The sequence below is a fragment of the Paraburkholderia rhizosphaerae genome (assembly GCF_004366595.1).
Taxonomy (GTDB): domain Bacteria; phylum Pseudomonadota; class Gammaproteobacteria; order Burkholderiales; family Burkholderiaceae; genus Paraburkholderia; species Paraburkholderia rhizosphaerae.
Map to the genome: position 1 here is coordinate 43,690 of NZ_SORE01000009.1, position 24,342 is coordinate 68,031.

Consider the following 24,342-nt stretch of genomic DNA (forward strand, 5'->3'; position numbering starts at 1 on the left):
GCTATCAAATGGCACACAAAAAGGCAGGCGGATCGTCCCGGAACGGCCGCGACTCCGAGTCGAAACGCCTCGGCGTGAAGGTTTATGGCGGTCAGGCAATCCTCGCCGGCGGCATCATCGTCCGTCAGCGCGGCACGCGTCTGCACCCGGGCCTGAACGTCGGTATCGGCAAGGATCACACGCTGTTCGCGCTGGTCGACGGCCACGTCAAGTTCGCGACGAAAGGCGCCGACAAGAAGCATACGGTCAACGTAGTCCCGGCAGCAGCCTGACGCAATTCAGGTTCGGGCTTCAGCACCGGAAAAAGGCCCCGCGAAGTTAGCGGGGCCTTTTTTATTGATTTTTCCATCACGCGGTTCGCTGGCATCGTCTCGCGCGCCGCAAACGGCCATTCGGGCGATTGTTGAACCCACGCTACGCGCGGCAAAATAGCGACAGCGCGAGAGTTCGCTCAGGCGGTATCGAATGGCATCAAACGGGACGGAGTAACGCATGAAGTTCATTGACGAAGCGAGGATCGAAGTCATCGCCGGCGACGGAGGAGATGGCAGCGCGTCGATGCGCCGCGAGAAGTTCGTCCCGTTCGGCGGCCCCGACGGCGGCGATGGCGGGCGCGGCGGCAGCGTTTATGCCATCGCGGACCGCAACATCAATACGCTGATCGACTACCGCTATTCGAAGAAGCATCAGGCGCGCAACGGTGAGAACGGGCGCGGTTCGGACTGCTATGGCAAGGGCGGCGACGACATCACGCTGCGCATGCCGGTCGGCACCGTGATTACCGATCTCGAGACCGGCGAACTGATCGCCGATCTGACCGAGCACAATCAGGTTGTTCAGGTCGCAAAGGGCGGAGCGGGTGGTCTTGGTAACCTGCATTTCAAGTCGAGTACGAACCGTGCGCCGCGTCAGAAGACCGACGGTAAACCCGGTGAGCGCCGCATGGTGCGCCTCGAATTGAAGGTGCTCGCGGATGTCGGGTTGCTCGGCATGCCGAATGCGGGCAAGTCGACCTTTATTTCATCGGTATCGAACGCACGGCCGAAAATCGCCGATTATCCGTTCACGACGCTCGCGCCGAACCTTGGTGTGGTGCGCGTCGGGCCGAGCCGCAGTTTCGTGATCGCCGATATTCCCGGCTTGATCGAAGGCGCGGCGGAAGGCGCGGGCCTTGGCCACCAGTTCCTTCGACATTTGCAGCGCACGGGGCTGCTGTTGCATATCGTCGATCTCGCACCGTTCGATGAAGCGGTCGATCCGGTTGCCGAAGCGAAAGCGATCGTCAACGAATTGCGCAAGTACGACGAGTTGCTGCACGCGAAGCCTCGCTGGCTTGTGCTGAACAAGCTCGACATGATCCCCGAGGACGAGCGGGAAGCACGCGTGGCTGCGTTCCTGAACGGATTCGAATGGGACGGCCCGGTATTCCAGATCTCCGCGCTGACGGGCCAAGGGTGCGAGGGCCTGTGTTACGCGGTGTACGACTACCTCGCTGAACACTCGGATGCGCATCGCGCCGAAGAGGCGGAAGATCACGCAGCCGACGTGCGCTTCCGTCCGGATGCCGAAGCTGGCGCGTCAGCAGCATCTTCCCCGCCGCCGCAAGACTGACCGGCAACACGGCAAACACGCCAATGCGGCAACACGGCGACGCGATGGCCGGCGCAACCTGAGCGTCCGCGCGTCGCAGCCCGACTGACGAACTACCCTGATACCTTGCTGGAGATCGCGCACCATGCGTTCCGTCATTGCAGATTCCCGCCGACTGGTCGTCAAAGTCGGATCGAGCCTCGTCACGAATGACGGGCGTGGTCTCGATCATGCGGCAATCGGCCGCTGGGCTGCGCAGATTGCCGCTTTACGCGAGCAAGGCAAGGAAGTCGTGCTGGTGAGTTCCGGGGCAATCGCTGAGGGCATGCAGCGCTTGGGCTGGACGAAACGCCCGCGCGAAATCGACGAGTTGCAAGCCGCGGCCGCGGTCGGGCAAATGGGGCTTGCGCAGGTTTACGAAAGCCGGTTCGCCGAGCACTCGATTCGAACCGCGCAGATTCTGCTCACGCACGCGGACCTCGCGGACCGCGAGCGTTACCTGAACGCGCGCTCGACGCTGTTGACGCTGCTGCGCCTTGGCGTGGTGCCGATCATCAATGAGAACGACACGGTCGTCACCGACGAAATCAAGTTCGGCGATAACGATACGCTGGGTGCGCTGGTTGCGAATCTGATCGAAGGCGACGCGTTAATCATTCTCACCGATCAGCAGGGGCTCTATACCGCCGATCCGCGCAAGGATCCGACGGCAACGCTCGTGCAGCAGGCGGACGCCGGCGCGCCTGAACTGGAGGCGATGGCGGGTGGCGCCGGCTCGAGTATCGGCCGCGGCGGCATGCTGACCAAAATCCTCGCCGCGAAGCGAGCGGCGCACAGCGGGGCCGACACGGTGATCGCCAGCGGCCGCGAGGCGGATGTACTTGCAAGGCTCGCATCGGGCGAAGCGATCGGCACGCAATTGATTGCGCGTACGGCGCGCATGGCGGCGCGCAAGCAATGGATGGCGGATCACCTGCAAGTGCGAGGCCACGTCGTGATCGACAACGGCGCGGTGGAAAAGCTTACTGAGGGCGGCAAGAGCCTGCTGCCGATCGGTGTCGTCGATGTGCAGGGCGCGTTTGCGCGGGGCGAGGTGATTGCATGCGTGAACCTGTCCGGGCGGGAGGTCGCGCGCGGTCTGACGAACTACAGCAGTTCGGAGACCAGGCTGATTCAGCGGCGCCCGAGTGGCGAGATCGAATCGGTGCTCGGCTACATGCTCGAGCCTGAACTGATTCACCGCGACAATCTGGTGCTGGTCTAGTCGCGCACTCACCACCAGCAAGCACCGTCTGATTGTTACCGAGGCGACGCGCCGACGCGCCGCCTCTTCCAGCAGCGGATCAGCGGTTCAACTGACCCTGCACCCGCTCGTAGCGGATGTTCTGAACGATCGACTGCGCCGAACCCACCGGCAGTCGATTCGCGCAGAAGAAATCCTGATACAGCGATGCGCGATACGCGTTCAGATCACCGTTTTCAATGCGTGACCAGTCGTTTTCGACGGTGCGATCCCAGCCGTCGTGATCGTCATTGAGACCCGCATACAAACGCCACGTGTAGTTGTCGCAGCGAATGCCTTCGTAGTTGACGTTACGTGCGCCGCCCGGGCTTGTAATCACCACCGTATAGCGCACGACGCCGTCCGACCCGACCGTGATCGACTTCGCATCGACAAAGAAACTCAGCGGCGTGTTTTGCGACACTTCGAACTTCAGCAGGTCAGCGGGGTTGGGCAGCGGTGGCAGCTTGTCGACCTTGTTCTCAGTCCAGTTGGACGGCATGTCGAGCAGGTAATGGAAGTCTGAATCTTTCTGCGTGGCCGGTTGCTTGTTGGTACTGGAGCAGCCGGCCAGCAGGACGCCCGTGGCGACACAAGCCACGGCGAGAGCAAACGCTTTCAAATGATTTCCCCGAAACGCCGGCGCGGCGGCAGAGTTGCCGCACCGGCAGACGCGACGCGATGCGCCGCACGATATCAGACTTGCGTCGCTCAGTCGTGCAAACCCGGCATGCGAACGATGACGCTTTCGGCTTCCGCGCAGTCCGACTCAATCGACGCTTGCAGTGACGTTTCGACCACGACGGACGACGCATCGCCGACCGATGGCGCGGCAATGGCCGCGACCGACCCCGGCGGCACATTTACTGACGACGCCATCCGCGGATAACGCTGCCCATGATGCCCACCCGGTTTTTCCGGTCGCGGTGCAGCCCGCCGCAGGAAGCGGGAGAGCTCCGTCAACGCCATCTGGTATACATCCCGCTTGAACTCGATCACGCAATCGAGCGGCACCCAATACTCATTCCAGCGCCACGCATCGAACTCGGGATGATCGGTGGCGCGCAAGCAGATGTCGCAATCCCGCCCGATCATACGGAGGAGGAACCAGATCTGCTTCTGGCCACGGTAATGCCCGCGTACTTCACGCTTGATGAACTTGTCCGGCACCTCATAACGCAACCAGTCGCGCGTGCGACCGACAACCTTCACGTGCTCGGGAAGCAGCCCGGTTTCTTCGTGTAACTCCCGATACATCGCTTGCACGGGGGTTTCACCATACTTGATGCCCCCTTGCGGAAACTGCCAGGAATGTTCACGGAGCCGCTTACCCCAAAACACCTCGTTGTGCGCGTTCAAGAGGATGATGCCGACGTTCGGGCGAAAGCCTTCACGATCCAGCATACAACCACCTTCGAATCCCTTAAAATTGCTTTGATTATAAACAGATAATGGTCCAGACGCACCCCGGACGGCACCTGGATTGCATGTGGGTTGGCCCTGGATCACACCCTGATGACGCACCGATCGAGCGTCGGACAGTGCCGGAATGCACCGCTGAATCGCACCGTATCGGAACGCGGACGGCATGAGTTGACGCCGAATCCCGTGGTCGTGACGTCCACGCGCATTTCGCGCTAGTCTCACGTGCTTTTCGCACGAATCTGACAGAGATTTGGCGAACCGGGTCCGCAAATGCTACCGTTCCATCTCTTTGGGCGGGCCGACCTGGCTCCGCCGCTTTTGGAAAACTCTGAATGAAAGCCTCCCGTTTCTTTATCGGTACGCTCAAGGAAGCGCCTGCCGACGCCGAAATTGTCAGCCACCAGCTTATGGTGCGCGCCGGCATGATCCGTCGCGTGGCCGGCGGCATCTATAACTATCTGCCAATCGGCCTGCGTTCGATCCGTAAAGTGGAAGCGATCGTGCGCGAGGAAATGAATCGGGCGGGTGGGATCGAACTGCTAATGCCGTCGGTGCAACCGGCCGAACTGTGGCAGGAGTCGGGGCGCTGGGTGAAGTACGGTCCGGAACTGCTGCGCTTCAAGGACCGCAAGCAGAGCGACTTCGTGCTCGGGCCGACGCACGAGGAAGTCGTCACCGATATCGCACGCAACCAGATCAAAAGTTACCGGCAAATGCCGGTGAACTTCTACCAGATCCAGACCAAGTTCCGCGACGAGATTCGTCCGCGTTTCGGCGTGATGCGCGGACGCGAGTTCATCATGAAGGACGCGTACTCGTTCGATAAGGACGTCGACGGTCTGAAAGAGACGTATCGGAAGATGTACGACGCGTATGTGCGCATTTTCACACGCCTCGGTCTCGAATTCCGCGCGGTTGCGGCGGATAACGGTTCGATCGGCGGCAGCGGTTCGCACGAATTTCATGTGATTGCCGATACCGGTGAGGATGCAATCGCGTACTGCCCGACTTCGGAGTACGCAGCGAACGTCGAAGCGGCCGATGCGTTGCCGTTGATCGCACAGCGCGCGGCGCCCGCCGAACCGCTGACGAAAACCGCGACGCCCGGCAAGGCGAAGTGCGAGCAGGTTGCCGAGCTTCTGAACATTCCGCTCGAGCGCACGATCAAGTCGATCGTGCTCGCCACCGACAACGAAGGCGCCGAGCCGACCATCTGGCTATTGTTGCTGCGCGGCGACCACGAACTGAACGAGATCAAGGCTGGAAAGCTGCCGGGCCTCGCCGATTTCCGCTTCGCGACCGAAGCGGAAATTGTCGAATGGTTCGGCACGCCGCCGGGCTACCTTGGGCCGCTGAACACGAAGAAGCCGGTCAAGGTGATCGCCGACAGCACGGTCGCGAACATGAGCGACTTTGTCGTCGGCTCGAACGAAGTCGACTATCACACGACCGGCGTGAACTGGGGGCGTGACCTGCCGGAGCCGGTCGTCGCGGATATCCGCAATGTGGTCAAAGGCGATCCGTCACCGGACGGCAAGGGCGTGCTCGACATCTGCCGCGGCATCGAGGTCGGCCACGTGTTCCAGCTCGGAACCCGCTATTCGGTGGCGATGAACGCCACGTTCCTCGACGAAACCGGCAAGCCGCAGCCGATGGTGATGGGCTGCTATGGCATCGGCATCACGCGCATTCTCGGCGCGGCGATCGAACAGAATTTCGACGACAAGGGCATCATCTGGCCGGAATCCATCGCGCCGTTCGAGGTCGTGCTGTGCCCGATGGGTTATGACCGCAGCGAGGCGGTGCGCGAGCAGGCTGACAAGCTGCACGACGAACTGAGCGCAGCCGGCATCGACGTGATTCTCGACGATCGCGGCGAGCGCCCCGGCGTGATGTTTGCCGACTGGGAACTGATCGGTGTACCGCATCGGCTCGTGATCGGCGATCGCGGGCTGAAGGACGGCAAGATCGAGTACCAGGGCCGGCGCGACACCGAGGCGACGCTGCTGCCGGTCGAAGCGGCCGCACAGACCGTCATCGACAAAATCAAGGCAGCGCTAGCCCACTAAGCGGAGCGGACGGTGGAGTACAACTTCCTGTCCGCGACGGTCCTGCTGATTCTGATCACGGATCCGCTCGGCAATATCCCGCTCTTCGTCAGTTGCTTGAGGGGCGTGACGCCGCATCGCCGGGCGTGGGTGATTCTGCGCGAGGTCGCGATCGCGTTTGTGATTCTGCTGGCCTTCATGATGGCCGGCGATCGCTTTTTGCGGATGATGCATCTGACCGATCTGTCGTTGCGCATCGGTGGCGGCATTGTGCTGTTTCTGATCGCGCTGCGGATGATCTTCCCGCATCCGGACGGCTTGACCGGCGTGACGCGCGGCGGCGAGCCACTGATCGTGCCGTTGGCGATCCCGGCGCTGGCTGGTCCGTCGGCCCTCGCGACCGTGATGCTGCTGACGTCTCAGGCGCCCGGCAAGATGCTCGAGTGGGTCGCCGCGCTGACCGTCACGATGGTGGTCTGCGCGATCGTGCTGGTGCTATCGGAGCGGATTCAGCAGTGGCTCGGCGAGCGCACGGTCACCGCGTTCGAGCGGTTGATGGGGCTTGTGCTGGTCGCGATTTCTGTCGAAATGATTCTGGACGGCATCCGCGCGTTTGTGCATCAGCTCTGATAATGCGGCGGCCCGCGACAATTGCGCGCAGCGGGCCAGCAAACAGCTGATCACCTCATCGGAAAAGCTCTGCCGATACCGCTCACGTGTGCGCGGTCAGCGCGCGAATCGTCGGCAGGTTACGCCAGTATCCCTTTGCGTCCATGCCACAGCCGAACACATAGCGGTCCGGCACTTCGACGCCGCAGAAGTCGGGACGAAGCGGCTTCGACTTCGCAATAATTTTCTCGCACAGCACCGCACTCATAAAGCGCTTCGCGCCCATCGCGAGAATGCGGTCGCGGATAGCGGCCATCGTCTCGCCCTCGTCGAGGATGTCGTCGAGCACGAGCACGACGCGGTCCTTCACTGATTCGGCCGGCGCGACACGCCATTGCATGTCGTGGCTACCCTGGGTGGCGTTCCGGTAACGGGTGAGGTGGATGTAATCAAACTCGAGCGGGAAGTCGAGGTGCGGCAGCAGCATGCCGGTGAACACAGCGGCGCCGCCCATCACCGACAGCACCAGCGGAAATACGTCGCTCATCTCGGCGCGGATCGCGTCGGCCATTCGCGCGATCGACGCGGTGACGTCGGCGGCCGAGACGATCTCTTCGGACTGGCTGAAAATCTGCAGGGCTTCTTCGCGGTTCATGACGGTCGGCGGGCGGTAACTGTATACATATTAGTGTGAGAGACAACGGCGCCACGCGCTAGAGAATAAACCCGGAATAAACCCGACATAAAAACGCACCAATTCGACCGCACGCCAGCGACCGCACCCAAGCGCCGCTCAGCGCATGCCAGGCAGCATGCCTTTCATGCCGCGCATCATTTTCTGCAGATTGCCGCCCTTCAGCTTTTTCATCATCGTGCGCATCTGCTCGTATTGATTGAGCATCCGGTTGACTTCCTGCACCTGTACGCCGGCGCCCGCCGCGATGCGGCGTTTGCGGGTCGCCTTGATCAGCTCGGGTTTCGCGCGCTCCTGCGGGGTCATCGAGTTGATGATTCCTTCCATCCGGCGCATCTGCTTTTCCGCCTGGCCCATATCGGCGCCCGCCGCAGCCTGCTGGAATTGCGCGGGGAGTTTGTCCATCAGCGACGACAGGCCGCCCATGTTCTTCATCTGCGAAAGTTGCGCGCGGAAATCGTTCAGGTCGAAGTCGCCGCCTTTCTTGACCTTGTCCGCGAGCTTTTGCGCCGCTTGCACATCGACGCCGCGCTGCGCTTCCTCGACGAGCGCGAGAATATCGCCCATGCCGAGAATCCGGTTCGCCATGCGATCCGGGTAGAAGATCTCGAGGCCGTCGAGCTTCTCCGCGACACCGACGAACTTGATCGGCTTGCCGGTGATGTGCCGCACCGACAGCGCAGCGCCGCCGCGCGAGTCGCCGTCGAGCTTGGTGAGCACGACGCCGGTTAGCGGCAGCGCGTCGTTGAACGCCTTCGCGGTATTGACCGCGTCCTGGCCGAGCATCGCGTCGACGACGAAAAGCGTTTCGGACGGATTCAGCGTGCTATGCAGCGCTGAGATTTCCTGCATCATCGCTTCGTCGATACCGAGGCGGCCGGCCGTATCGACGAGCAGCACGTCGTGATAATGGCGCTTTGCCCAGTCGACCGCGGCGCGCGCGATGTCGACCGGTTTCTGATCCGGCTGCGACGGGAAGAAATCGGCGCCGACCTGCTCGGTCACCGTCTTCAACTGCGCGATTGCGGCCGGGCGGTATACGTCGCACGAAACGGTGAGCACCTTTTTCTTGTACTTCTCGCGCAAAAGTTTCGCGAGCTTGCCGACCGTCGTGGTTTTACCGGCGCCTTGCAGACCGGCCATCAGAATGATCGCAGGCGGCGTGACCGCGAGGTTCAGCTCGATTGCCTTGCCTTCATAGTCGCCGCCGATCACCGCGGTCAGCTCGCGCTGCACGACGCCGACGAGCGCCTGACCTGGCGACAGGCTGCCGACCACATCCTCGCCGAGCGCCTTTTCCTTCACCTTGGCGATGAAGTCGCGCACGACCGGCAATGCGACGTCGGCTTCGAGGAGCGCAAGCCGAACTTCGCGTAGCATCTCCTGCGTATTGGCTTCGGTGAGCCGGGCTTCGCCGCGCAGCGTCTTGACGACGCGCGCCATCCGTTGAGTGAGATTGTCGAGCATGGGGAGCGTTGGACAGTGCGGCCCGGCTGGCGTGCGACGGATGGTGCGTGCGGCAGCACGCGATGTGCGTGCGCGCTCGGCCTGAGCGTCGCGGGCCAGGGACCCTAGTGTAAACTTCGAACATGGATATTGTACTGTATGCCCTCACCGCACTCCTGTACGGCGGACTTGCCGTCGCGGGCTGGCGTTCGCATCGTCAAGCGGCGCTTGCGCCGGTGCTCGAGGGCGCACCTTCGCTGGCCGCTGGCGGCAAGCTGAATCCGTCCGCGATGGGCGTGCCACCTTTGTCAATTGATAGCGCGCCGCAGCGTGCGCCAGGTGCGGCGGTCGGTATGACGTTGCCGGTGCGCATCCTGCTGTTTGTCGCGCTGGTGTTCCACGGCGTGCTGCTGCACACGACCATCTTTCCGCAGAACGCGATGGTGTTCGGTTTCGCGTTCGCACTGTCCGCGATGTTCTGGCTTGGCGCGGGTATCTACTGGGTCGAGAGTTTTTTCTTTCCGCTCGACGGTCTGCGATTGCTTGTGCTGCCGCTCGCCTGCGTCGCGTCGCTGCTGCCGCTCGCGTTCGGTGGCGTGCTCGTGCTGTCGTACGCGGCCGCGCCGCTCTTCAAGCTGCACTTCCTGATCGCCAACGTCGCGTATGGGATGTTCGCGATCGCGGCGCTGCACGCGGTGCTGATGCTGCTCGCCGAGCGGCGCCTGCATACGATGCGCGGCCGCCGCGGCGCGCCACAGCGCAACCCTGGCGCGACCGGCAACAGCTGGTTGTCGAGCTGGCTCGACACGCTGCCGCCATTGCTCACGCTCGAGAAACTGCTGTTCCGGTTGATCAGCGCGGGCTTTGTGCTGCTCACGCTGACGCTCGTGTCTGGCATGCTGTTCAACGAGCAACTGGTGGATCGCCCACTGAAGTTCGATCACAAGACGGTGTTCGCGATCCTGTCATGGGTGATGTTCGGCGCGCTGCTGACCGCGCGTAAAGTATCCGGCTGGCGCGGCCGTGCCGCATTGCGCTGGGTGCTTGCGGCGTTCGTCGCGTTGCTTCTCGCGTATATTGGCAGCCGTTTTGTCTTCCAGGTGCTGTTGCACCGCCCTGTCGTCTGAGTGTTCCCATGCGGCAAATCATTCTGCTGATCCTGCTGTTCGTCGTCGGCCAATGGCTCGTGAAGGCGCTGCGGCGTTCCAATGCGCACACGTCGTCGCGTGCCGACGGTAACGCGCGCGATCAACGGGGTGCGAACGGTGCGCACGGCGCCGATCAGTCATCGAGTAACCGCGCGACGGGCGGCACGCGTGGACCCAATGGCGCGGCGCGCGCGAGCGCGAACCGGCAACTTCCGGAGCCGATGATCCGCTGCGTCGAGTGCGGCGTGCACGCACCCAAAAGCGATTCGGTGACGCTCGGCGGCCAGGTTTTCTGCGGTCACGAACACGCGCAGCGCTATGCAGCGCGTGTCGCGCAGGCAAAGGGCCGCGAAGGACGATGAAGTCCGGCTTCACTGTCCGCGCCGACGGCTGGGTCACCGCCGCGCGTCAACTTCCATCGCCGAATTTCGAAGCGCGTCCCGCGGACGCGGTGCCGACGCTGATCGTCGTGCACAACATCAGTCTGCCGCCGGGGGAATTCGGCGGCGGCGCGATCGCCGATCTGTTCCTGAACCGCCTCGACTGCGACGCGCATCCGTACTACGCGTCGCATCTGCGCGGCGTGCGTGTGTCCGCGCACTTCGTCATTCTTCGCGACGGCGCGCTCGAGCAATTCGTCTCCTGCAACGAGCGCGCTTGGCACGCGGGTGCATCGAACTTCTTCGGCCGCGAGCGCTGCAACGACTTTTCCATCGGCATCGAGCTCGAGGGCAGCGACGCGACGGCATTCGAGCCCGCGCAATACCTCACGTTGGCCGCACTCGCGCAAGCGTTGGCCGCGCACTATCCGATCGATGCGCTCGCCGGTCACTCGGACATCGCGCCGGGTCGCAAGACGGACCCGGGTCCGCATTTCGACTGGGCGCGACTGCAACGCGAAACTTCATTTCCCTCTCAGTATTTCCCCTATCGGCATCGCTCATCGGCACGTTGAGCGGCGGCGACGTAAGCCAGCAAAGCAAGACTGGGCTTGCTTGCGTGTGGGCCTTATGCAGGCGCGGCGAAGCGAATTGTCAACCCGCGCGGGCTAAATTTTTCGATTGATCGAATGCTAAAGTCCACTATACTTGGTGCCGTTAAAGCAGTTTTCCACAAGATGTTGTGTTGATCGGGGCAAGGTACCCGCTTCACGAGAAGGGTGCCTAAAGCATTACCGGCATTGAAAAAACGCTGAAATGACGTCCGCGGCTGCCGGCTGCAAAGCTGGTTTACAGGCGAACGCGTCATCGACTTCAACTTCGATTGAAGCTCAGCAACTTCGAAAAAGGGACCAGCCAGTGATCGCGACACGCATGATGAAGACGCTCGTCCGCGCGCCGGATTTTTTTCCGGTTTGCCGTGGGTCCGAACCGGCCATCGCGTTGCGCTGTTCCCGCCGCCGCAAACAGGGCGAACCCGTCCGCCTGAGCGGCCATCCCCATTGCAGTTTTGATCGAACCCGTACCTCGCTCGCGTCCGCGCCGGCGCAGCGATTGTTTTAATCCGCGGTTACGTCCGCACCATCCCCAGACCAGGAGCTTTTGCACATGCAAACGACCGACAACGTGACGACCCGGTACGAGGGCGCACCCACTGGCCTTCCGCTCGCCGGACAGGCTCAGGGCGCGCAAGCGCTCGCGCCGACGACCTTCGCCGACTATAAGGTGATCCGTCGCAACGGCAGCGTGGTGTCGTTCGAGCCTTCGAAAATCGCGATCGCGGCGACGAAGGCTTTTCTGGCCGTCAACGGCGGTCAAGGCGCAGCGTCGGCGCGCGTGCGCGAACTGGTGGAGCAACTGACGCAAGGCGTCGTGCGCGCATTGCTGCGCAGCCGCCCGAACGGCGGCACGTTCCACATCGAAGACATTCAGGATCAGGTCGAACTCGCGCTGATGCGCGGCGGCGAGCACAACGTTGCACGCGCGTACGTGCTGTATCGCGAGAAGCGCAGCCAGGAGCGCGGCCAGGCGCAGGAAGGGCAGGTTGCCGAGTCGGGCCTGAACGTGACCGACAACGGCGTCACGCGCCCGCTCGATCTGAATGCGTTGCGCGCGCTGATCGAATCGGCGTGCGCGAACCTCGGCGACGCGGTGAGCGCGGAGCCGATCGTCGCCGAGACGGTGAAGAACCTGTACGACGGCGTGCCGATGAGCCAGGTGTACGACTCGGCCATTCTGGCCGCGCGCACGATGATCGAGAAAGACCCGGCGTACAGCCAGGCCACCGCGCGTATCCTGCTGCATACCATCCGCCGCGAGATCCTCGAAGAAGAAGTTACGCACGCGCAAATGGGCGAGCGCTACGCCGAGTACTTCCCGCTCTTCATCAAGCGCGGCGTACAGGCGGAACTGCTCGACGACAAGCTGCTGCAGTTCGATCTGAAGCGCCTGGGCGCCGCGCTCGACGCGAACCGCGACCTGCAGTTCGGCTACCTCGGCCTGCAAACGCTGTATGACCGCTACTTCCTGCACGTCGACGGCACCCGCATCGAGATGCCCCAGGCATTCTTTATGCGTGTCGCGATGGGCCTGTCGCTGAACGAAATCGACCGGGAAGCGCGTGCGATCGAGTTCTACAACGTGCTGTCGAGCTTCGACTTCATGAGTTCGACGCCCACGCTGTTCAACTCGGGCACGCGCCGCTCGCAGCTGTCGTCGTGCTACCTCACGACGGTCGACGACGACCTCGACGGCATCTACGAGGCGCTGAAGGAAAACGCGCTGCTGTCGAAGTTCGCCGGCGGCCTCGGCAACGACTGGACGCGTGTGCGCGCGCTCGGCTCGCACATCAAGGGCACCAACGGCAAGTCGCAGGGCGTGGTGCCGTTCCTGAAGGTGGTCAACGACACGGCTGTCGCGGTGAACCAGGGTGGCAAGCGCAAAGGCGCGGTGTGCGCGTACCTCGAGTCGTGGCACCTCGACATCGAAGAATTCCTCGAGCTGCGCAAGAACACGGGTGACGACCGCCGCCGCACGCACGACATGAACACCGCGAACTGGATTCCGGACCTGTTCATGAAGCGCGTTCACGAGGGCGGCGACTGGACGCTGTTCTCGCCGTCCACCTGCCCGGACCTGCACGACAAGTTCGGCGCGGACTTCGAAGCCGCTTACACCGCTTACGAAGACAAGGTCGCGCGCGGCGAACTCAAGCTGTTCAAGAAGATTCCGGCGGCGAACCTGTGGCGCAAGATGCTCGGCATGCTGTTCGAGACCGGCCATCCGTGGATCACCTTCAAGGATCCGTGCAACATCCGCAGTCCGCAGCAGCATGTCGGCGTCGTCCACTCGTCGAATCTGTGCACGGAAATCACGCTGAATACCAGCGATACCGAGATCGCCGTCTGCAACCTGGGCTCGGTGAACCTCGTTGCGCATATGAAGCCGCAGGCCGACGGCACGCTTGCGCTCGACCACGACAAGCTCAAGCGCACGGTCAGCGTTGCGATGCGGATGCTCGACAACGTGATCGACATCAACTACTACGCGGTCGCGAAGGCCCGTAACTCGAACCTGAAGCACCGCCCGGTCGGCATGGGCATCATGGGCTTCCAGGACTGCCTGCACCTGCTGCGCACGCCGTACGCGTCGCGGGAAGCGGTCGAGTTCGCCGACCAGTCGATGGAAGCGGTCTGCTACTACGCGTACTGGGCGTCGACCGAGCTCGCCGAGGAGCGCGGCCGCTACTCGAGCTACCGCGGCTCGCTGTGGGATCGCGGCATCCTGCCGCAGGACACGCTGAAGCTGCTCGCCGAGCAGCGCGGCGGCTACGTCGAAGTCGATTCCAGCGAGTCGATGGACTGGACGTCGCTGCGTGCGCGCATCGCGGCACACGGTATGCGCAACTCGAACTGCATCGCGATCGCGCCGACCGCGACGATCTCGAACATCATCGGCGTGTCCGCGTGTATCGAGCCGACCTTCCAGAACCTGTATGTGAAGTCGAACCTGTCGGGTGAGTTCACGGTGGTGAACGACTACCTCGTGCGCGACCTGAAGGCGCGCGGCCTGTGGGACGAGGTGATGGTTGCCGACCTGAAGTACTTCGACGGCTCGCTGTCGCGTATCGACCGGATCCCGTCCGACCTGCGCGCGATCTACGCGACCGCGTTCGAAGTCGACCCGGGTTGGCTCGTCGAGGCGGCTTCGCGCCGGCAGAAGTGGATCGACCAGGCGCAGTCGCTCAATATCTATATGGCGGGCGCGTCGGGCAAGAAGCTCGACGAGGTCTACAAGCTCGCGTGGCTGCGCGGCCTGAAGACCACCTACTACCTGCGCACGATGGCGGCAACGCACGTCGAGAAGTCGACGGTCGCGCACGGCGCGCTGAACGCGGTGCCGAGCAATGACGGCGGTGCAGGTGGCGCAGGCGGTGCGGCGGGCGGCTTCGGTGTGGGCGGTGGCGCGGGTGGCGGTGTGTCGTCGGGCGGTATGCAGGCGTCGGCTGCGGTTGCTCCCGCTGCGGCTGTGGCTGTAACTGTCGATGCAGCGCCGCAAGCCGATGGTCCGGTCTGCATGATGCGTCCGGGCGACCCTGGCTTCGACGAGTGCGAGGCGTGTCAGTAACACGGAGTAACACGCCGGCGGCGGCGCAGTCCCGACGCCGCCGGCGCGCGTAGTCACCATGCAGTTGATCAGCGCGTTCGCTCGAAGCGCTCAGTCGAACCGGTCGATGCCGTACTGGGTTCGCAGTGAGAGCGGAGTGACGCGATCGTCAAAGGTACTCAGGTTGGTCAGGTAGCCTGGTTGCAAGCCGCGAGGCGGAAGCGAACGCGTTGCACACCGCAATCCCGACGCACTTCTTCCATCGCCGTGCGCGCACTCGCTGCCCGATCTGCTCTGAACAGCGTTGAACTGCTTCGTGCCGCTTCGAACCGCGCCACCGCGCGGGACACACGACACAGCTCATCGCCGCGACCATGACCGCGAATTTAGCCCCGACCTTGACCTCAACGCAGTAGATAAAGCACTACGCGACAACCGCATCACACGTGCAACGCGGACCACTCGAAGCGCAGCGACGCACATTGATGGCTTCTTTACATCGGCTTCGAAGCGACTGCAAAAGCATCTTCAACAGCGCTTCGAAACGACGCTTCACGATGAAGTGCAGCACGTCGACATGACTTCAACGATGTGCATTTCAATCGGCTTCACTGCATCGACCTTCACAGTCTGTTGAACAAAGTGTTGTATGAAGGTCGCAACGTGAATCGAAAACACGAATTTTCATGAGCGAGCCCTTTTATCACTCGTGAAAAGATGGTACAAACCGATCTAAATTGATGGTGACATTTATGCTCAACTGGGATGACGAGATCAGTGCCGTAACTCCGTCGAGCGCTTCGCAACAAAATGTGTTGCGCAACGCTGCGGGAACGGTTGTCGGTTCGCAAGTCGAAACGCGTGCCGCTCATCAAGCTCCCTCCGCTCAAGACATCTTCGCGGGCGACATCGCTGTGGCTCCCGCTGTCACCCGTCTTGCTGACCAGGCTGCGGCGCCTACCGCTACTTCAGGTGCTGCCACGACCGCTGCCGCTTCGTCCGAAGCGCGCGTGAATGTCGCCGACAAGCGCATCATCAACGGCCAGACCGACGTCAATCAGCTGGTGCCGTTCAAGTACAAGTGGGCGTGGGAGAAGTATCTGTCCGGTTGCGCGAACCACTGGATGCCGCAGGAAATCAACATGTCCCGCGACATCGCACTGTGGAAAGACCCGAATGGGCTGACCGAGGACGAGCGTCGCGTCGTCAAGCGCAACCTCGGCTTCTTCGTGACGGCCGACTCGCTCGCGGCGAACAACATCGTGCTGGGCACCTACCGCCACATCACGGCGCCCGAATGCCGCCAGTTCCTGCTGCGCCAGGCGTTCGAAGAGGCGATCCACACGCACGCCTACCAGTACATCGTCGAGTCGCTCGGGCTCGACGAGGGCGAGATCTTCAACGCGTACCACGAAGTCGCGTCGATCCGCGCCAAAGACGAATTCCTGATCCCGTTCATCCATACGCTGACCGACCCGGCCTTCAAGACCGGCACGCTCGAAGCAGACCAGAAGCTGCTCAAGTCGCTGATCGTGTTCGCCTGTGTGATGGAGGGCCTGTTCTTCTACGTCGGCTTCACGCAAATCCTGGCGCTCGGCCGCCAGAACAAGATGACCGGCGCGGCGGAGCAGTACCAGTACATCCTGCGCGACGAGTCGATGCACTGCAATTTCGGCATCGACCTGATCAACCAGATCAAGCTTGAAAACCCGCATCTGTGGACGGCTGAGTTTCGCGCGGACATCCGCGAGCTGTTCAAGCAGGCGGTCGACCTTGAATATCGCTACGCCGAAGATACGATGCCACGGGGGGTACTCGGTCTGAACGCGTCGATGTTCAAGAGCTATCTGCGCTTCATCTGCAACCGGCGTTGCCAGCAGATCGGTCTCGATCCGCTGTTCCCGAACGAGGAAAACCCGTTCCCGTGGATGAGCGAGATGATCGACCTGAAGAAGGAACGCAACTTCTTCGAGACGCGGGTGATCGAATATCAGACTGGCGGCGCGCTCTCCTGGGAATAGACGTCCCTCGCGCTGCATATGAGATTGATGGGGATGCCGCTGGCACGGGCCGCGGCATATTGGTTAGGAGTATGACTGCCTGATGCAGAGCGTGCCGGGTGCCATAGGCGCCCCATGGGTCCCGAAACGGGCTCACAAAGATCAGAGGCACTTTGCGAACCCTTCAGTGGGATGGGCAAACTTCCCCTTACGAAAAGCTGCTTGCCGGGTCGCTGATGCGATCGCAGGCGGCTTGATCAAACGCTTGCCGGCGTCGGTATCCGACGTCGACTGGACTTGGCGCGCGGTGTCACAGGACACCGCGCGCCTTACCGTATTCATTAGCGTAAGCGCGTTGGATAGGCGTACGCCGATGAATAGCCCGCTTCGTAGCGCATGCCCTGAAAAGCGTCCGCGGGAAACGGGTTTTGATGACGAAGGGTGTTGTTTGATTTAACTCTCATCTGAAACCTGAAGGAGAAAATTATGGCAATGGCCAAAAAGAAGCCTGCTGCGAAGAAAGCGGCAGTGAAGAAGGTTGCCGCGAAGAAGGCCGCTCCGGCCAAGAAGGCAGCTGCCAAGAAAGTCGCAGTGAAGAAGGTTGCTGCGAAGAAAGTGGCAGTGAAGAAGGTTGCCGCTAAGAAGGCGCCGGCGAAGAAGGCAGCAGCAAAGAAAGTCGCTGCGAAGAAAGTTGCAGTGAAGAAGGTCGCTGCGAAGAAGGCAGCACCGGCGAAGAAGACCGCAGCGAAGAAGGTTGCTGCGAAAAAGGCGCCGGCGAAAAAGGCTGCTGCGAAGAAAGTAGCGAAGAAGGCTGCTGCGAAAAAGGTCGCTGCGAAGAAGGCGGCCAAGAAGGCCGGGCCTGCGAAAAAGGCTGCCGCGAAGAAGGCTGCGGCGCCTGCGAAGAAGGCTGCCCCTGCGAAGAAGGCTGTTGCGAAGAAGGCTGCCCCTGCTCCGGCTGCGACCGCCGCATCGGCTGCGCCTGCTTCGACGGTCAAGACCGCGTTGAATCCGGCCGCTGCATGGCCGTTTCCGACCGGCCCGCGCCCGTAATAGCGGCACGCAGAGCGTGGCTTTGCAAAGCTATACGCAGTAAGAGCCGGTGCTGCGCGCATTCAAGGCGCGTGCCGGCTCGGTTGAGTAGCGCTACTCAATCGTCGATCCCGTCGCGAGTTCTGCGACGGGATTTTTTTCGCCTGCGCTTTTCAATTCTTCCGTTGTCTGCCCGTTGGTCGGTGAGAAATCTGAAAACGACCGAAAACGACGGGCAAAAAAAACGCATGCACAGGGGAGGCATGCGTGTGAGGTCGGCTAGCGACAGCAACATGCGCTGCCGCGGCCTGGGAAAAAGATAAGTCGGGGTCTGTGCGCTTGAATGCGCCCGCCGTGGTCGTCAGTGCTTCAGCGTCAGTGCGTTAGTGGGTCACGCGGGTAATACCGCCACTCGACAGCAACCGTACGCGGTCGCCGGCGCGGAACACCTCGCCGGTGTTGGTCTGCGTGATCGCACGCATGTCGCCGTTGTCGAGGCGCACCGTGATCTCGACCCCGTCGCGCATCGCCGCCGCATTCTCGACTGCGTTGCCGGCCACCGCGCCAGCGAGGCCACCGATGATGCCGGTGACAATCGAGCCGGTGCCGCCGCCGATCTGGCTGCCCGCGATGCCGCCGAGCGCGCCGCCGCCGACCAGGCCCAGCCCCGTCGGCTGCCCGTCATTCGAACTGATCCGCACCGCGCGCACGCTATCGACCGTGGCCATCCGCACGGTTGCCTCGCGCTGCGCCTGCGACGCGGTGAAGACGTCCGGCGAGCTACTATGCGATGCACACCCGGATATCGCGAGCGCGCCGCCGATCGCCAAAGCCACCGATGCAGTGACCATTAGCCGATTCATCGAACGATTCGTTGTTTTCATGTTTTCACTCCCAGCGAGCCTCGACGGGCTCAGAACTTCCCGACCCTACGACTACCGCTGCGCCGCCTTAAGCGTCGAGCGCGTAGCCGAACGCCTGCTTGAACCGCTGATTGATTTCCTCGCGCGGCGGTGCATAGTTCTGCGGCCCCTGGTGCTCGATCTTCAGCGCACCCATCAGGCTCGCGAGGCGCCCCGCGGTTGCCCAGCCCAGTTGTTTTTCGATGCCGTACAGGAGACCGCCGCGGAATGCATCGCCGCAACCCGTTGGGTCGAGCACGCGTTGCGCTTTCACTGCCGGAATGTCTTCGATGCCGCCTGAGTGATAGATCTGCGAACCGTGCTCGCCGCGCGTGACAATCAGCGCATCGACGCGGCTTGCGATTTCCTCGATCGACCAGCCGGTTTTGTTGCTTACCAGTTTAGCTTCGTAATCGTTGACCGCAACGTAAGTGGCAAGTTCAATCATGCGCCGCAGCGACTCGCCGTCGAAAAGCGGCAATCCTTGGCCGGGATCGAACAGGAACGGCACGCGCGCCGCCGCGAATTGTTCGGAATGCTGGATCATTCCGTCGAAGCCGTCCGGTGCGACGATTCCTAGCGTTATGTCTCTTGCTTCGTCCGCACGATTCAGGTGCGACTGCATCATCGCGCCCGGATGGAACGCGGTGATCTGGTTGTTCTCGAGGTCGGTGGTGATCATCGCCTGCGCGGAGTACGTGTCGGGCAGCACGCGCACGTGCGTCTTCGCGAGACCGAGGTGATCGAGGCGGTCGATATACAGCTGTGCATCGACTTCGCCGAGCGTCGCCATGATGCGCGCGTCGCCGCCGAGCAGATGCAGCGAATACGCGATGTTGCCCGCGCAGCCGCCGAATTCACGCCGCATCGTCGGCACGAGGAAGCTGACGTTCAGGATGTGGACCTGTTCCGGCAGGATGTGCTCCCGAAACCGGCCTTCAAAGGTCATGATGTTGTCGTAGGCGAGCGAACCGCAAATCAGCGTGGCCAAGGCGAGCTTCCTGTAAAAGTCGAAAAAGCAAAAAAGTGAAAAAACCGGTGCGCGGATACGACAACGCCGCGCATTCGCGGCCTGGCGGGCCCGAAGCGCGGCGCATGCGCGTGCACGAGAAAAGCGCGGGTGGGCGCCGTCGTCGCGGTTTACGTCAGCGCGCGTCAACCGCGCATCAACGCGCGCCCGTGCGTTACTTCAGTGCGGCGAGCGCGGCATCGTAGTTCGGCTCGGTCTTGATTTCGCCGACCAGTTCGGCGTGCACAACCTTGTCGTTTTCGTCGATCACGACCACCGCGCGCGCGGTGAGGCCGGTCAGCGGGCCGCTCGTGATATCGACGCCGTACGCGCGCGCAAACTCGTGGCCGCGGAACGTCGACGCGGTGACGACGTTCGCGATGCCTTCAGTCGTGCAAAAGCGCGACGCGGCAAACGGCAGATCGCCTGACACGACGATCACCGCGGTGTTCGCCAGCTTGCCGGCCGCTTCGTTGAACTTGCGGGTCGACATTGCGCAGGTCGGCGTGTCGAGGCTCGGCACGATATTCAGCACTTTGCGCTTGCCGGCGAAATCGGCGAGCGTCAACGACTTCAGATCCTTGCCGACCAGCGTGAACGCCGGCGCTTTCTGGCCGACCGACGGGAACGTGCCAGTGACTTCAATCGGGTTTCCACCCAGCGTAACTTGACTCATGTTGTGCTCCGAAAAATCGTTATTGACTAGCGGACGGTGAAGCGTGCGGCGAACGTCGCCGCCCGCTTCACGGATAGAAAATCTGTACGCGGAAATTCGTGGCGGTCGCGCCGCCGGTATCGAGCCGCACGAACATGGTTTCGGTCGCGTGCGGCGGCAGGCCGGCGGCAATCGGCGTGCCCGGCTTCACGTAATCTTGCGGCCACAGCACGCGACGCACTGCGATGTTGTTGTGCTCGTCAAGCAGCGTGAGTTCGACGGCCGGGTACGCGAGCGGCACGTTAAAGCGGTTGTGCAGCGGCATGCGCAACTCGAGCTTATGCGGTCCGTCGATCTGACGCAGATCCGACGGCTCGACCTGCAAGCCTTCGATGTCGCGCGGCGGCGCGACCGTGCAGCCGAGCTGCGCGCACGCCTTGGCGAACATGGGCCGCGTGCTGGGTGCGTAGACCATCACCGTCTCACGCTGCCACCATGCGAGCTGCGCGAGCAGCACGACGAACAGCACCAGCGCGACCAGAATGCCGACGATGCGCCAGCCGGTGCGCCGCGGTTCGGTCGTGCGCTTTTCGCGGACCACAGCGAACGCATTGTCGTCGTCCTGCAACGATGTGGCGAACGGTGCCGCGCCGGCGGGCGCCGCAGCGGCTGCCGGACCGGGGCCGGGACCGTAACCGGTGTCGAGACCGGAACCGAAGTGCGGCTCGCCGTCGGCAATGTCAGGCGGCACACGCGTGCGGTTGTTGGCTTCGAGCTCGGGTTCGGGGCGCGCCTGCGGATGGCGCCACGTGTGCGGCGGCGGCATCGGCCTGTCTTGCGGTACGGTTGGCTCGGGGGGCGCGACCTCAGGCTCCGGCGACGTCCGGAATGCCGGCTCCGCGGGGTGCGCGGTGGCATTCTCGAGATGCAGATTTTGCCCCTCGGTGAATTCGAGCTTGAGCTTGGGCTGAGCGGACTGCGGAATCGTGACCGGGTTATACGGAATCGTCGCCGCGTTATGGCGGATGCGGCGATCGACGGACGCGTCCGGCGCCGGCGCCCACGGATTCCAGCTTTCGGCGCGGAAATCGGGTGAGCCAGGGCCGGCTGCGTCGGGTGCGGAAGTATCCGGCGACGCCGATGGCTCTGACGGCGACCCGATGGGCGCCGCAGCCGGTGCATCCGCCACGGGTGGCGCGGACGGCGCAGCGGTCGCAGTTTCAGTACCCGCTGCGGCAACTGATGCAGCGGCAGCCGACGCGGTTGTCGCAGCACCCGATCCCGCAACCTGATCGCGAGGCTCCTGCGAGATCAGACGCGAGACTTCGTCGGCGGTAACGGGTTTGGCGGCGGAGAAATCGCCGCCTTCAGCCATATCGAACAGACTGCTCGACGCATCGAACACTTCACGGCAGTGTCCGCAGCGCACGAGGCCACGACGCAGCGCAAGCTGCGTGGGTTGCAGGCGGAAGACGGTTTCGCAGAAGGGACAGCGCGTCGCAAGGACCATATGAACCGGGAGCCGCGCGGGGCCGTTGAGTGGAAAATATGCCCTATTCTAATGGCTTTCGCGGCGAGTCCCCGCGAGGCATACCCAACCGTCATGTTCGCGCCATACCGAGATGTCGATCCACGGCGTATACGCGCCGGCGACATCGAGTGCCTGCCGCGCGAGAATGCCTGACAGCGCAAGGCGTCCGCCGGGTTTCACCTTCGATGCGAGCATCGACGCCATCAGCTTCAGCGGGTTCGACAGAATGTTCGCGACGACAATGTCGAACTCCCCAGCAGGGCAATCGGCCGGCAATCCGTAGGTGACCTCTGCGTGGTTGCGCTCGCTGTTGTGGCGCGCGGATTCAACCGCTTGAGGATCGATATCGATGCCGACCACCGGGTTCGCGCCGCATTTTTTCGCGAGAATCGCGAGAATGCCGGACCCGCAGCCGTAGTCGAGCAGCGACTGTCCGGGCGCGACCGCGTCCTCGAGCCATTCCATGCACAGGCGCGTGGTCGGATGGCTGCCGGTGCCGAACGCGAGCCCCGGATCGAGTTCGAGCACGAGCGCGTCAGGGTCCGGAGCGGCATGCCATGACGGCACCACCCAGATGCGTTTGCCGATCGGAATCGGGTCGAATTGCGATTGCGTAACGCGCACCCAATCCTGCTCTTCGACATCGCGAACCGTGAACGCCGGAGTGGGCGCGAGGCCGAGCTCGTTGGCCGCGGCGGCGAGCAGCACCGCTGGTTCGTGCTCGGGCGCCAGCAGCGCGATCACCCGCGAGTGCTGCCATGCGGTGCGCTCCGGCGTGAGCCCTGGTTCGCCGAACAGCGGCTGCTCGTCAGGCGTATCGGCATCCGCGTCTTCCACGGAGACCGACAACGCGCCCAATTCGAGCAGCGCGTCGGACAGATCCTCCGCGTGCTCGCGCGCCAGTTCGACGACCAGTTCCCGGTAGCTCATTGCTTACGCTTCTTCCGGTGCGACCTGCTGCTTCGCGGCGAGCCGGTTTTCGAGGTAGTGAATGCTGGTGCCGCCTTCGACAAACTTTGCATCCAGCATCAGTTCGCGATGCAGCGGGATGTTGGTCTGAATCCCTTCGACGACCATTTCGGACAGCGCAATGCGCATCCGCTTGATTGCCTGCTCCCGGGTCGCGCCGTATGCGATCAGCTTGCCGATCATCGAATCATAGTTGGGCGGCACGAAATAACCGTTGTACGCGTGCGAGTCGACGCGGATGCCGGGGCCTCCCGGCATGTGCCACGACGTGAGCCGGCCCGGCGACGGGATGAACTTGAACGGGTCTTCCGCGTTGATCCGGCATTCGATCGCATGGCCGCGGAACTGGATGTCGCGCTGGCGGAACGCCAGCTTCTCGCCGGCCGCGATGCGAATCTGCTCCTGCACGATATCGACGCCGGTGATCAGCTCGGTCACCGGGTGCTCGACCTGCACGCGCGTGTTCATTTCGATGAAGTAGAACTCGCCGTTCTCGTACAGGAACTCGAACGTGCCCGCGCCGAGGTAACCCATTTTCTTGCACGCGTCCGCGCAGCGGTCGCCGATGCGGTCGATCAGCCGCCGGGCGATGCCCGGCGCCGGCGCTTCTTCGATCACTTTCTGGTGGCGGCGCTGCATCGAGCAATCGCGCTCGCCTAGCCAGATCGCGTTCCTGTATGAATCCGCGAGCACCTGGATTTCGATGTGGCGCGGGTTCTCAAGGAACTTCTCCATATAGACCTGCGGATTGCCGAACGCGCGGCCCGCTTCTTCGCGCGTCATATTGACCGCGTTGACGAGCGCCGCTTCGGTGTGCACGACGCGCATTCCGCGCCCGCCACCACCGCCCGCCGCCTTGATGATCACCGGATAGCCGACCGAGCGCGCCATCTTGACGATCTCTTTCGGATCGTCCGGCAGCGCGCCTTCCGAACCCGGCACGCACGGCACGCCGGTCTTGATCATTGTCTGCTTGGCCGACACCTTGTCGCCCATCATGCGGATCGTCTCCGGGCGGGGCCCGATAAACACGAAGCCCGACTGCTCGACGCGCTCCGCGAAGTCGGCGTTCTCCGACAGGAAGCCGTAGCCCGGGTGAATCGCTTCCGCGTCGGTCACTTCGGCCGCGCTGATCAGCGCCGGCATATTCAGATAGCTCAGGTTCGACGGCGCCGGGCCAATACAGACCGCCTCGTCGGCGAGCTTCACGTACTTGGCTTCCTTGTCGGCTTCCGAATAGACGACGACCGTCTTGACGCCGAGCTCGCGGCACGCGCGCTGAATCCGGAGCGCGATTTCGCCGCGGTTGGCAATGAGGATTTTTTCAAACATAGCGGGTATTCGACTCATCAATGGGCGCCGCAGCGTGAGTCACGGCCAGCGGCTGCCTCTGAGCATCGGTCGCGCGTCGCGTTCACGCTAATTTCGGCGGAACAGCAGGACGCGCGAGCAGGGTGCGGA

The 24,342-nt window shown here is 62.9% G+C and carries 24 protein-coding genes; 13 read left to right on the plus strand and 11 right to left on the minus strand.

Features of this window, described 5'->3' with window-relative positions:
* Positions 1 to 8 precede the first annotated feature (8 nt).
* On the plus strand, positions 9 to 272 hold the full coding sequence (gene rpmA / locus BX592_RS13490) for a 50S ribosomal protein L27 (RefSeq protein WP_134192289.1): 264 nt from the start codon (positions 9 to 11) through the stop codon (positions 270 to 272).
* A 6-nt stretch (positions 273 to 278) separates the two neighbouring features.
* Here the strand turns inward: rpmA and BX592_RS13495 are convergent, their stop codons facing one another.
* Positions 279 to 494: a hypothetical protein gene (locus BX592_RS13495; protein WP_134192290.1), complete on the minus strand. Its 216-nt coding sequence runs from the start codon at positions 492 to 494 to the stop codon at positions 279 to 281.
* Here BX592_RS13495 and cgtA point away from each other — a divergent pair.
* Entirely contained in the window at positions 493 to 1,611 is a 1,119-nt protein-coding gene (gene cgtA / locus BX592_RS13500) for an Obg family GTPase CgtA (protein ID WP_134192291.1), read from the plus strand. The two genes, BX592_RS13495 and cgtA, sit on opposite strands and share 2 nt — an antisense overlap.
* Before the next feature lie 124 nt (positions 1,612 to 1,735).
* Positions 1,736 to 2,854, plus strand: a complete 1,119-nt coding sequence (proB, locus tag BX592_RS13505) for a glutamate 5-kinase (RefSeq protein WP_134192292.1) — start codon at positions 1,736 to 1,738, stop codon at positions 2,852 to 2,854.
* 79 nt (positions 2,855 to 2,933) lie between these two features.
* Here proB and BX592_RS13510 read toward each other — a convergent pair whose 3' ends face one another.
* Both BX592_RS13510 and BX592_RS13515 read right to left on the minus strand, forming a co-directional pair.
* Positions 2,934 to 3,494 carry a CNP1-like family protein gene (locus BX592_RS13510; protein WP_134192293.1) on the minus strand — a complete coding sequence of 187 codons (561 nt, stop codon included), beginning with the start codon at positions 3,492 to 3,494 and terminating at the stop codon, positions 2,934 to 2,936.
* A gap of 89 nt (positions 3,495 to 3,583) precedes the next feature.
* On the minus strand, positions 3,584 to 4,276 hold the full coding sequence (locus BX592_RS13515; RefSeq protein ID WP_134192294.1) for an RNA pyrophosphohydrolase: 693 nt from the start codon (positions 4,274 to 4,276) through the stop codon (positions 3,584 to 3,586).
* Positions 4,277 to 4,629: 353 nt separating this feature from the next.
* On the opposite strand from BX592_RS13515, the gene BX592_RS13520 reads away from it, so the two are divergent.
* Together BX592_RS13520 and BX592_RS13525 are read left to right on the plus strand one after the other, a co-directional pair.
* The gene (locus BX592_RS13520; protein ID WP_134192295.1) at positions 4,630 to 6,366 is read left to right on the plus strand and encodes a proline--tRNA ligase; all 1,737 of its coding nucleotides are present in this window, start codon (positions 4,630 to 4,632) and stop codon (positions 6,364 to 6,366) included.
* 12 nt (positions 6,367 to 6,378) lie between these two features.
* On the plus strand, positions 6,379 to 6,975 hold the full coding sequence (locus BX592_RS13525; protein WP_134192296.1) for a MarC family protein: 597 nt from the start codon (positions 6,379 to 6,381) through the stop codon (positions 6,973 to 6,975).
* 82 nt (positions 6,976 to 7,057) lie between these two features.
* Here the strand turns inward: BX592_RS13525 and BX592_RS13530 are convergent, their stop codons facing one another.
* Together BX592_RS13530 and ffh are read right to left on the minus strand one after the other, a co-directional pair.
* Positions 7,058 to 7,609, minus strand: a complete 552-nt coding sequence (locus BX592_RS13530) for a hypoxanthine-guanine phosphoribosyltransferase (protein ID WP_134192297.1) — start codon at positions 7,607 to 7,609, stop codon at positions 7,058 to 7,060.
* A 138-nt stretch (positions 7,610 to 7,747) separates the two neighbouring features.
* Entirely contained in the window at positions 7,748 to 9,115 is a 1,368-nt protein-coding gene (gene ffh / locus BX592_RS13535; protein WP_134192298.1) for a signal recognition particle protein, read from the minus strand.
* 122 nt (positions 9,116 to 9,237) lie between these two features.
* On the opposite strand from ffh, the gene BX592_RS13540 reads away from it, so the two are divergent.
* From BX592_RS13540 to BX592_RS13575, 8 genes are all read left to right on the plus strand, one after another.
* Complete coding sequence (locus BX592_RS13540) at positions 9,238 to 10,221, plus strand: cytochrome C assembly family protein (protein ID WP_134192299.1); 984 nt, start codon at positions 9,238 to 9,240, stop codon at positions 10,219 to 10,221.
* A gap of 8 nt (positions 10,222 to 10,229) precedes the next feature.
* Entirely contained in the window at positions 10,230 to 10,604 is a 375-nt protein-coding gene (locus tag BX592_RS13545; RefSeq protein ID WP_134192300.1) for a PP0621 family protein, read from the plus strand.
* Positions 10,601 to 11,197 (plus strand): 1,6-anhydro-N-acetylmuramyl-L-alanine amidase AmpD, encoded by a 597-nt coding sequence (ampD, locus tag BX592_RS13550; protein WP_134192301.1) that lies wholly within the window; start codon positions 10,601 to 10,603, stop codon positions 11,195 to 11,197. Before BX592_RS13545 ends, ampD begins: the two co-directional genes overlap by 4 nt.
* Before the next feature lie 358 nt (positions 11,198 to 11,555).
* Positions 11,556 to 11,744: a hypothetical protein gene (locus tag BX592_RS13555; protein ID WP_134192302.1), complete on the plus strand. Its 189-nt coding sequence runs from the start codon at positions 11,556 to 11,558 to the stop codon at positions 11,742 to 11,744.
* A gap of 45 nt (positions 11,745 to 11,789) precedes the next feature.
* Entirely contained in the window at positions 11,790 to 14,807 is a 3,018-nt protein-coding gene (locus BX592_RS13560) for a ribonucleoside-diphosphate reductase subunit alpha (protein WP_134192303.1), read from the plus strand.
* A gap of 731 nt (positions 14,808 to 15,538) precedes the next feature.
* The gene (locus BX592_RS13565) at positions 15,539 to 16,807 is read left to right on the plus strand and encodes a ribonucleotide-diphosphate reductase subunit beta (RefSeq protein WP_134192304.1); all 1,269 of its coding nucleotides are present in this window, start codon (positions 15,539 to 15,541) and stop codon (positions 16,805 to 16,807) included.
* Positions 16,808 to 16,889: 82 nt separating this feature from the next.
* Entirely contained in the window at positions 16,890 to 17,243 is a 354-nt protein-coding gene (locus tag BX592_RS34400) for a hypothetical protein (RefSeq protein WP_134192305.1), read from the plus strand.
* A 29-nt stretch (positions 17,244 to 17,272) separates the two neighbouring features.
* Complete coding sequence (locus BX592_RS13575) at positions 17,273 to 17,836, plus strand: histone H1-like DNA-binding protein (protein WP_134192306.1); 564 nt, start codon at positions 17,273 to 17,275, stop codon at positions 17,834 to 17,836.
* Positions 17,837 to 18,198: 362 nt separating this feature from the next.
* Here BX592_RS13575 and BX592_RS13580 read toward each other — a convergent pair whose 3' ends face one another.
* The 6 genes from BX592_RS13580 to accC form a co-directional block, all read right to left on the minus strand.
* Positions 18,199 to 18,699 carry an outer membrane lipoprotein gene (locus tag BX592_RS13580; protein ID WP_134192307.1) on the minus strand — a complete coding sequence of 167 codons (501 nt, stop codon included), beginning with the start codon at positions 18,697 to 18,699 and terminating at the stop codon, positions 18,199 to 18,201.
* Positions 18,700 to 18,766: 67 nt separating this feature from the next.
* The gene (locus BX592_RS13585) at positions 18,767 to 19,708 is read right to left on the minus strand and encodes a carbohydrate kinase family protein (protein WP_134192308.1); all 942 of its coding nucleotides are present in this window, start codon (positions 19,706 to 19,708) and stop codon (positions 18,767 to 18,769) included.
* A gap of 193 nt (positions 19,709 to 19,901) precedes the next feature.
* Positions 19,902 to 20,402 (minus strand): thiol peroxidase, encoded by a 501-nt coding sequence (tpx, locus tag BX592_RS13590; protein WP_134192309.1) that lies wholly within the window; start codon positions 20,400 to 20,402, stop codon positions 19,902 to 19,904.
* Positions 20,403 to 20,469: 67 nt separating this feature from the next.
* Positions 20,470 to 21,891, minus strand: a complete 1,422-nt coding sequence (locus BX592_RS13595; protein WP_134192310.1) for a zinc-ribbon and DUF3426 domain-containing protein — start codon at positions 21,889 to 21,891, stop codon at positions 20,470 to 20,472.
* Positions 21,892 to 21,939: 48 nt separating this feature from the next.
* Positions 21,940 to 22,842, minus strand: a complete 903-nt coding sequence (prmA, locus tag BX592_RS13600) for a 50S ribosomal protein L11 methyltransferase (protein ID WP_134192311.1) — start codon at positions 22,840 to 22,842, stop codon at positions 21,940 to 21,942.
* Positions 22,843 to 22,845: 3 nt separating this feature from the next.
* Positions 22,846 to 24,213, minus strand: coding sequence for an acetyl-CoA carboxylase biotin carboxylase subunit (gene accC, locus BX592_RS13605; protein WP_134192312.1), 1,368 nt, complete (start codon positions 24,211 to 24,213; stop codon positions 22,846 to 22,848).
* Between the last annotated feature and the right edge of the window lie 129 nt (positions 24,214 to 24,342).

What these genes read in the sequence shown, in the direction of transcription:
- BX592_RS13595 (WP_134192310.1), bottom strand. Translation starts at nt 21,891, where the DNA reads ATGGTCCTTGCGACGCGCTGTCCCTTCTGCGAAACCGTCTTCCGCCTG.
- BX592_RS13565 (WP_134192304.1), top strand. Translation starts at nt 15,539, where the DNA reads ATGCTCAACTGGGATGACGAGATCAGTGCCGTAACTCCGTCGAGCGCT.
- BX592_RS13555 (WP_134192302.1), top strand. Translation starts at nt 11,556, where the DNA reads ATGATGAAGACGCTCGTCCGCGCGCCGGATTTTTTTCCGGTTTGCCGT.
- cgtA (WP_134192291.1), top strand. Translation starts at nt 493, where the DNA reads ATGAAGTTCATTGACGAAGCGAGGATCGAAGTCATCGCCGGCGACGGA.
- BX592_RS13515 (WP_134192294.1), bottom strand. Translation starts at nt 4,276, where the DNA reads ATGCTGGATCGTGAAGGCTTTCGCCCGAACGTCGGCATCATCCTCTTG.
- accC (WP_134192312.1), bottom strand. Translation starts at nt 24,213, where the DNA reads ATGTTTGAAAAAATCCTCATTGCCAACCGCGGCGAAATCGCGCTCCGG.
- prmA (WP_134192311.1), bottom strand. Translation starts at nt 22,842, where the DNA reads ATGAGCTACCGGGAACTGGTCGTCGAACTGGCGCGCGAGCACGCGGAG.
- BX592_RS13520 (WP_134192295.1), top strand. Translation starts at nt 4,630, where the DNA reads ATGAAAGCCTCCCGTTTCTTTATCGGTACGCTCAAGGAAGCGCCTGCC.
- proB (WP_134192292.1), top strand. Translation starts at nt 1,736, where the DNA reads ATGCGTTCCGTCATTGCAGATTCCCGCCGACTGGTCGTCAAAGTCGGA.
- BX592_RS13495 (WP_134192290.1), bottom strand. Translation starts at nt 494, where the DNA reads ATGCGTTACTCCGTCCCGTTTGATGCCATTCGATACCGCCTGAGCGAA.
- ampD (WP_134192301.1), top strand. Translation starts at nt 10,601, where the DNA reads ATGAAGTCCGGCTTCACTGTCCGCGCCGACGGCTGGGTCACCGCCGCG.
- BX592_RS13560 (WP_134192303.1), top strand. Translation starts at nt 11,790, where the DNA reads ATGCAAACGACCGACAACGTGACGACCCGGTACGAGGGCGCACCCACT.
- rpmA (WP_134192289.1), top strand. Translation starts at nt 9, where the DNA reads ATGGCACACAAAAAGGCAGGCGGATCGTCCCGGAACGGCCGCGACTCC.
- tpx (WP_134192309.1), bottom strand. Translation starts at nt 20,402, where the DNA reads ATGAGTCAAGTTACGCTGGGTGGAAACCCGATTGAAGTCACTGGCACG.
- BX592_RS34400 (WP_134192305.1), top strand. Translation starts at nt 16,890, where the DNA reads ATGCAGAGCGTGCCGGGTGCCATAGGCGCCCCATGGGTCCCGAAACGG.
- BX592_RS13580 (WP_134192307.1), bottom strand. Translation starts at nt 18,699, where the DNA reads ATGAAAACAACGAATCGTTCGATGAATCGGCTAATGGTCACTGCATCG.
- BX592_RS13575 (WP_134192306.1), top strand. Translation starts at nt 17,273, where the DNA reads ATGGCAATGGCCAAAAAGAAGCCTGCTGCGAAGAAAGCGGCAGTGAAG.
- ffh (WP_134192298.1), bottom strand. Translation starts at nt 9,115, where the DNA reads ATGCTCGACAATCTCACTCAACGGATGGCGCGCGTCGTCAAGACGCTG.
- BX592_RS13540 (WP_134192299.1), top strand. Translation starts at nt 9,238, where the DNA reads ATGGATATTGTACTGTATGCCCTCACCGCACTCCTGTACGGCGGACTT.
- BX592_RS13530 (WP_134192297.1), bottom strand. Translation starts at nt 7,609, where the DNA reads ATGAACCGCGAAGAAGCCCTGCAGATTTTCAGCCAGTCCGAAGAGATC.
- BX592_RS13545 (WP_134192300.1), top strand. Translation starts at nt 10,230, where the DNA reads ATGCGGCAAATCATTCTGCTGATCCTGCTGTTCGTCGTCGGCCAATGG.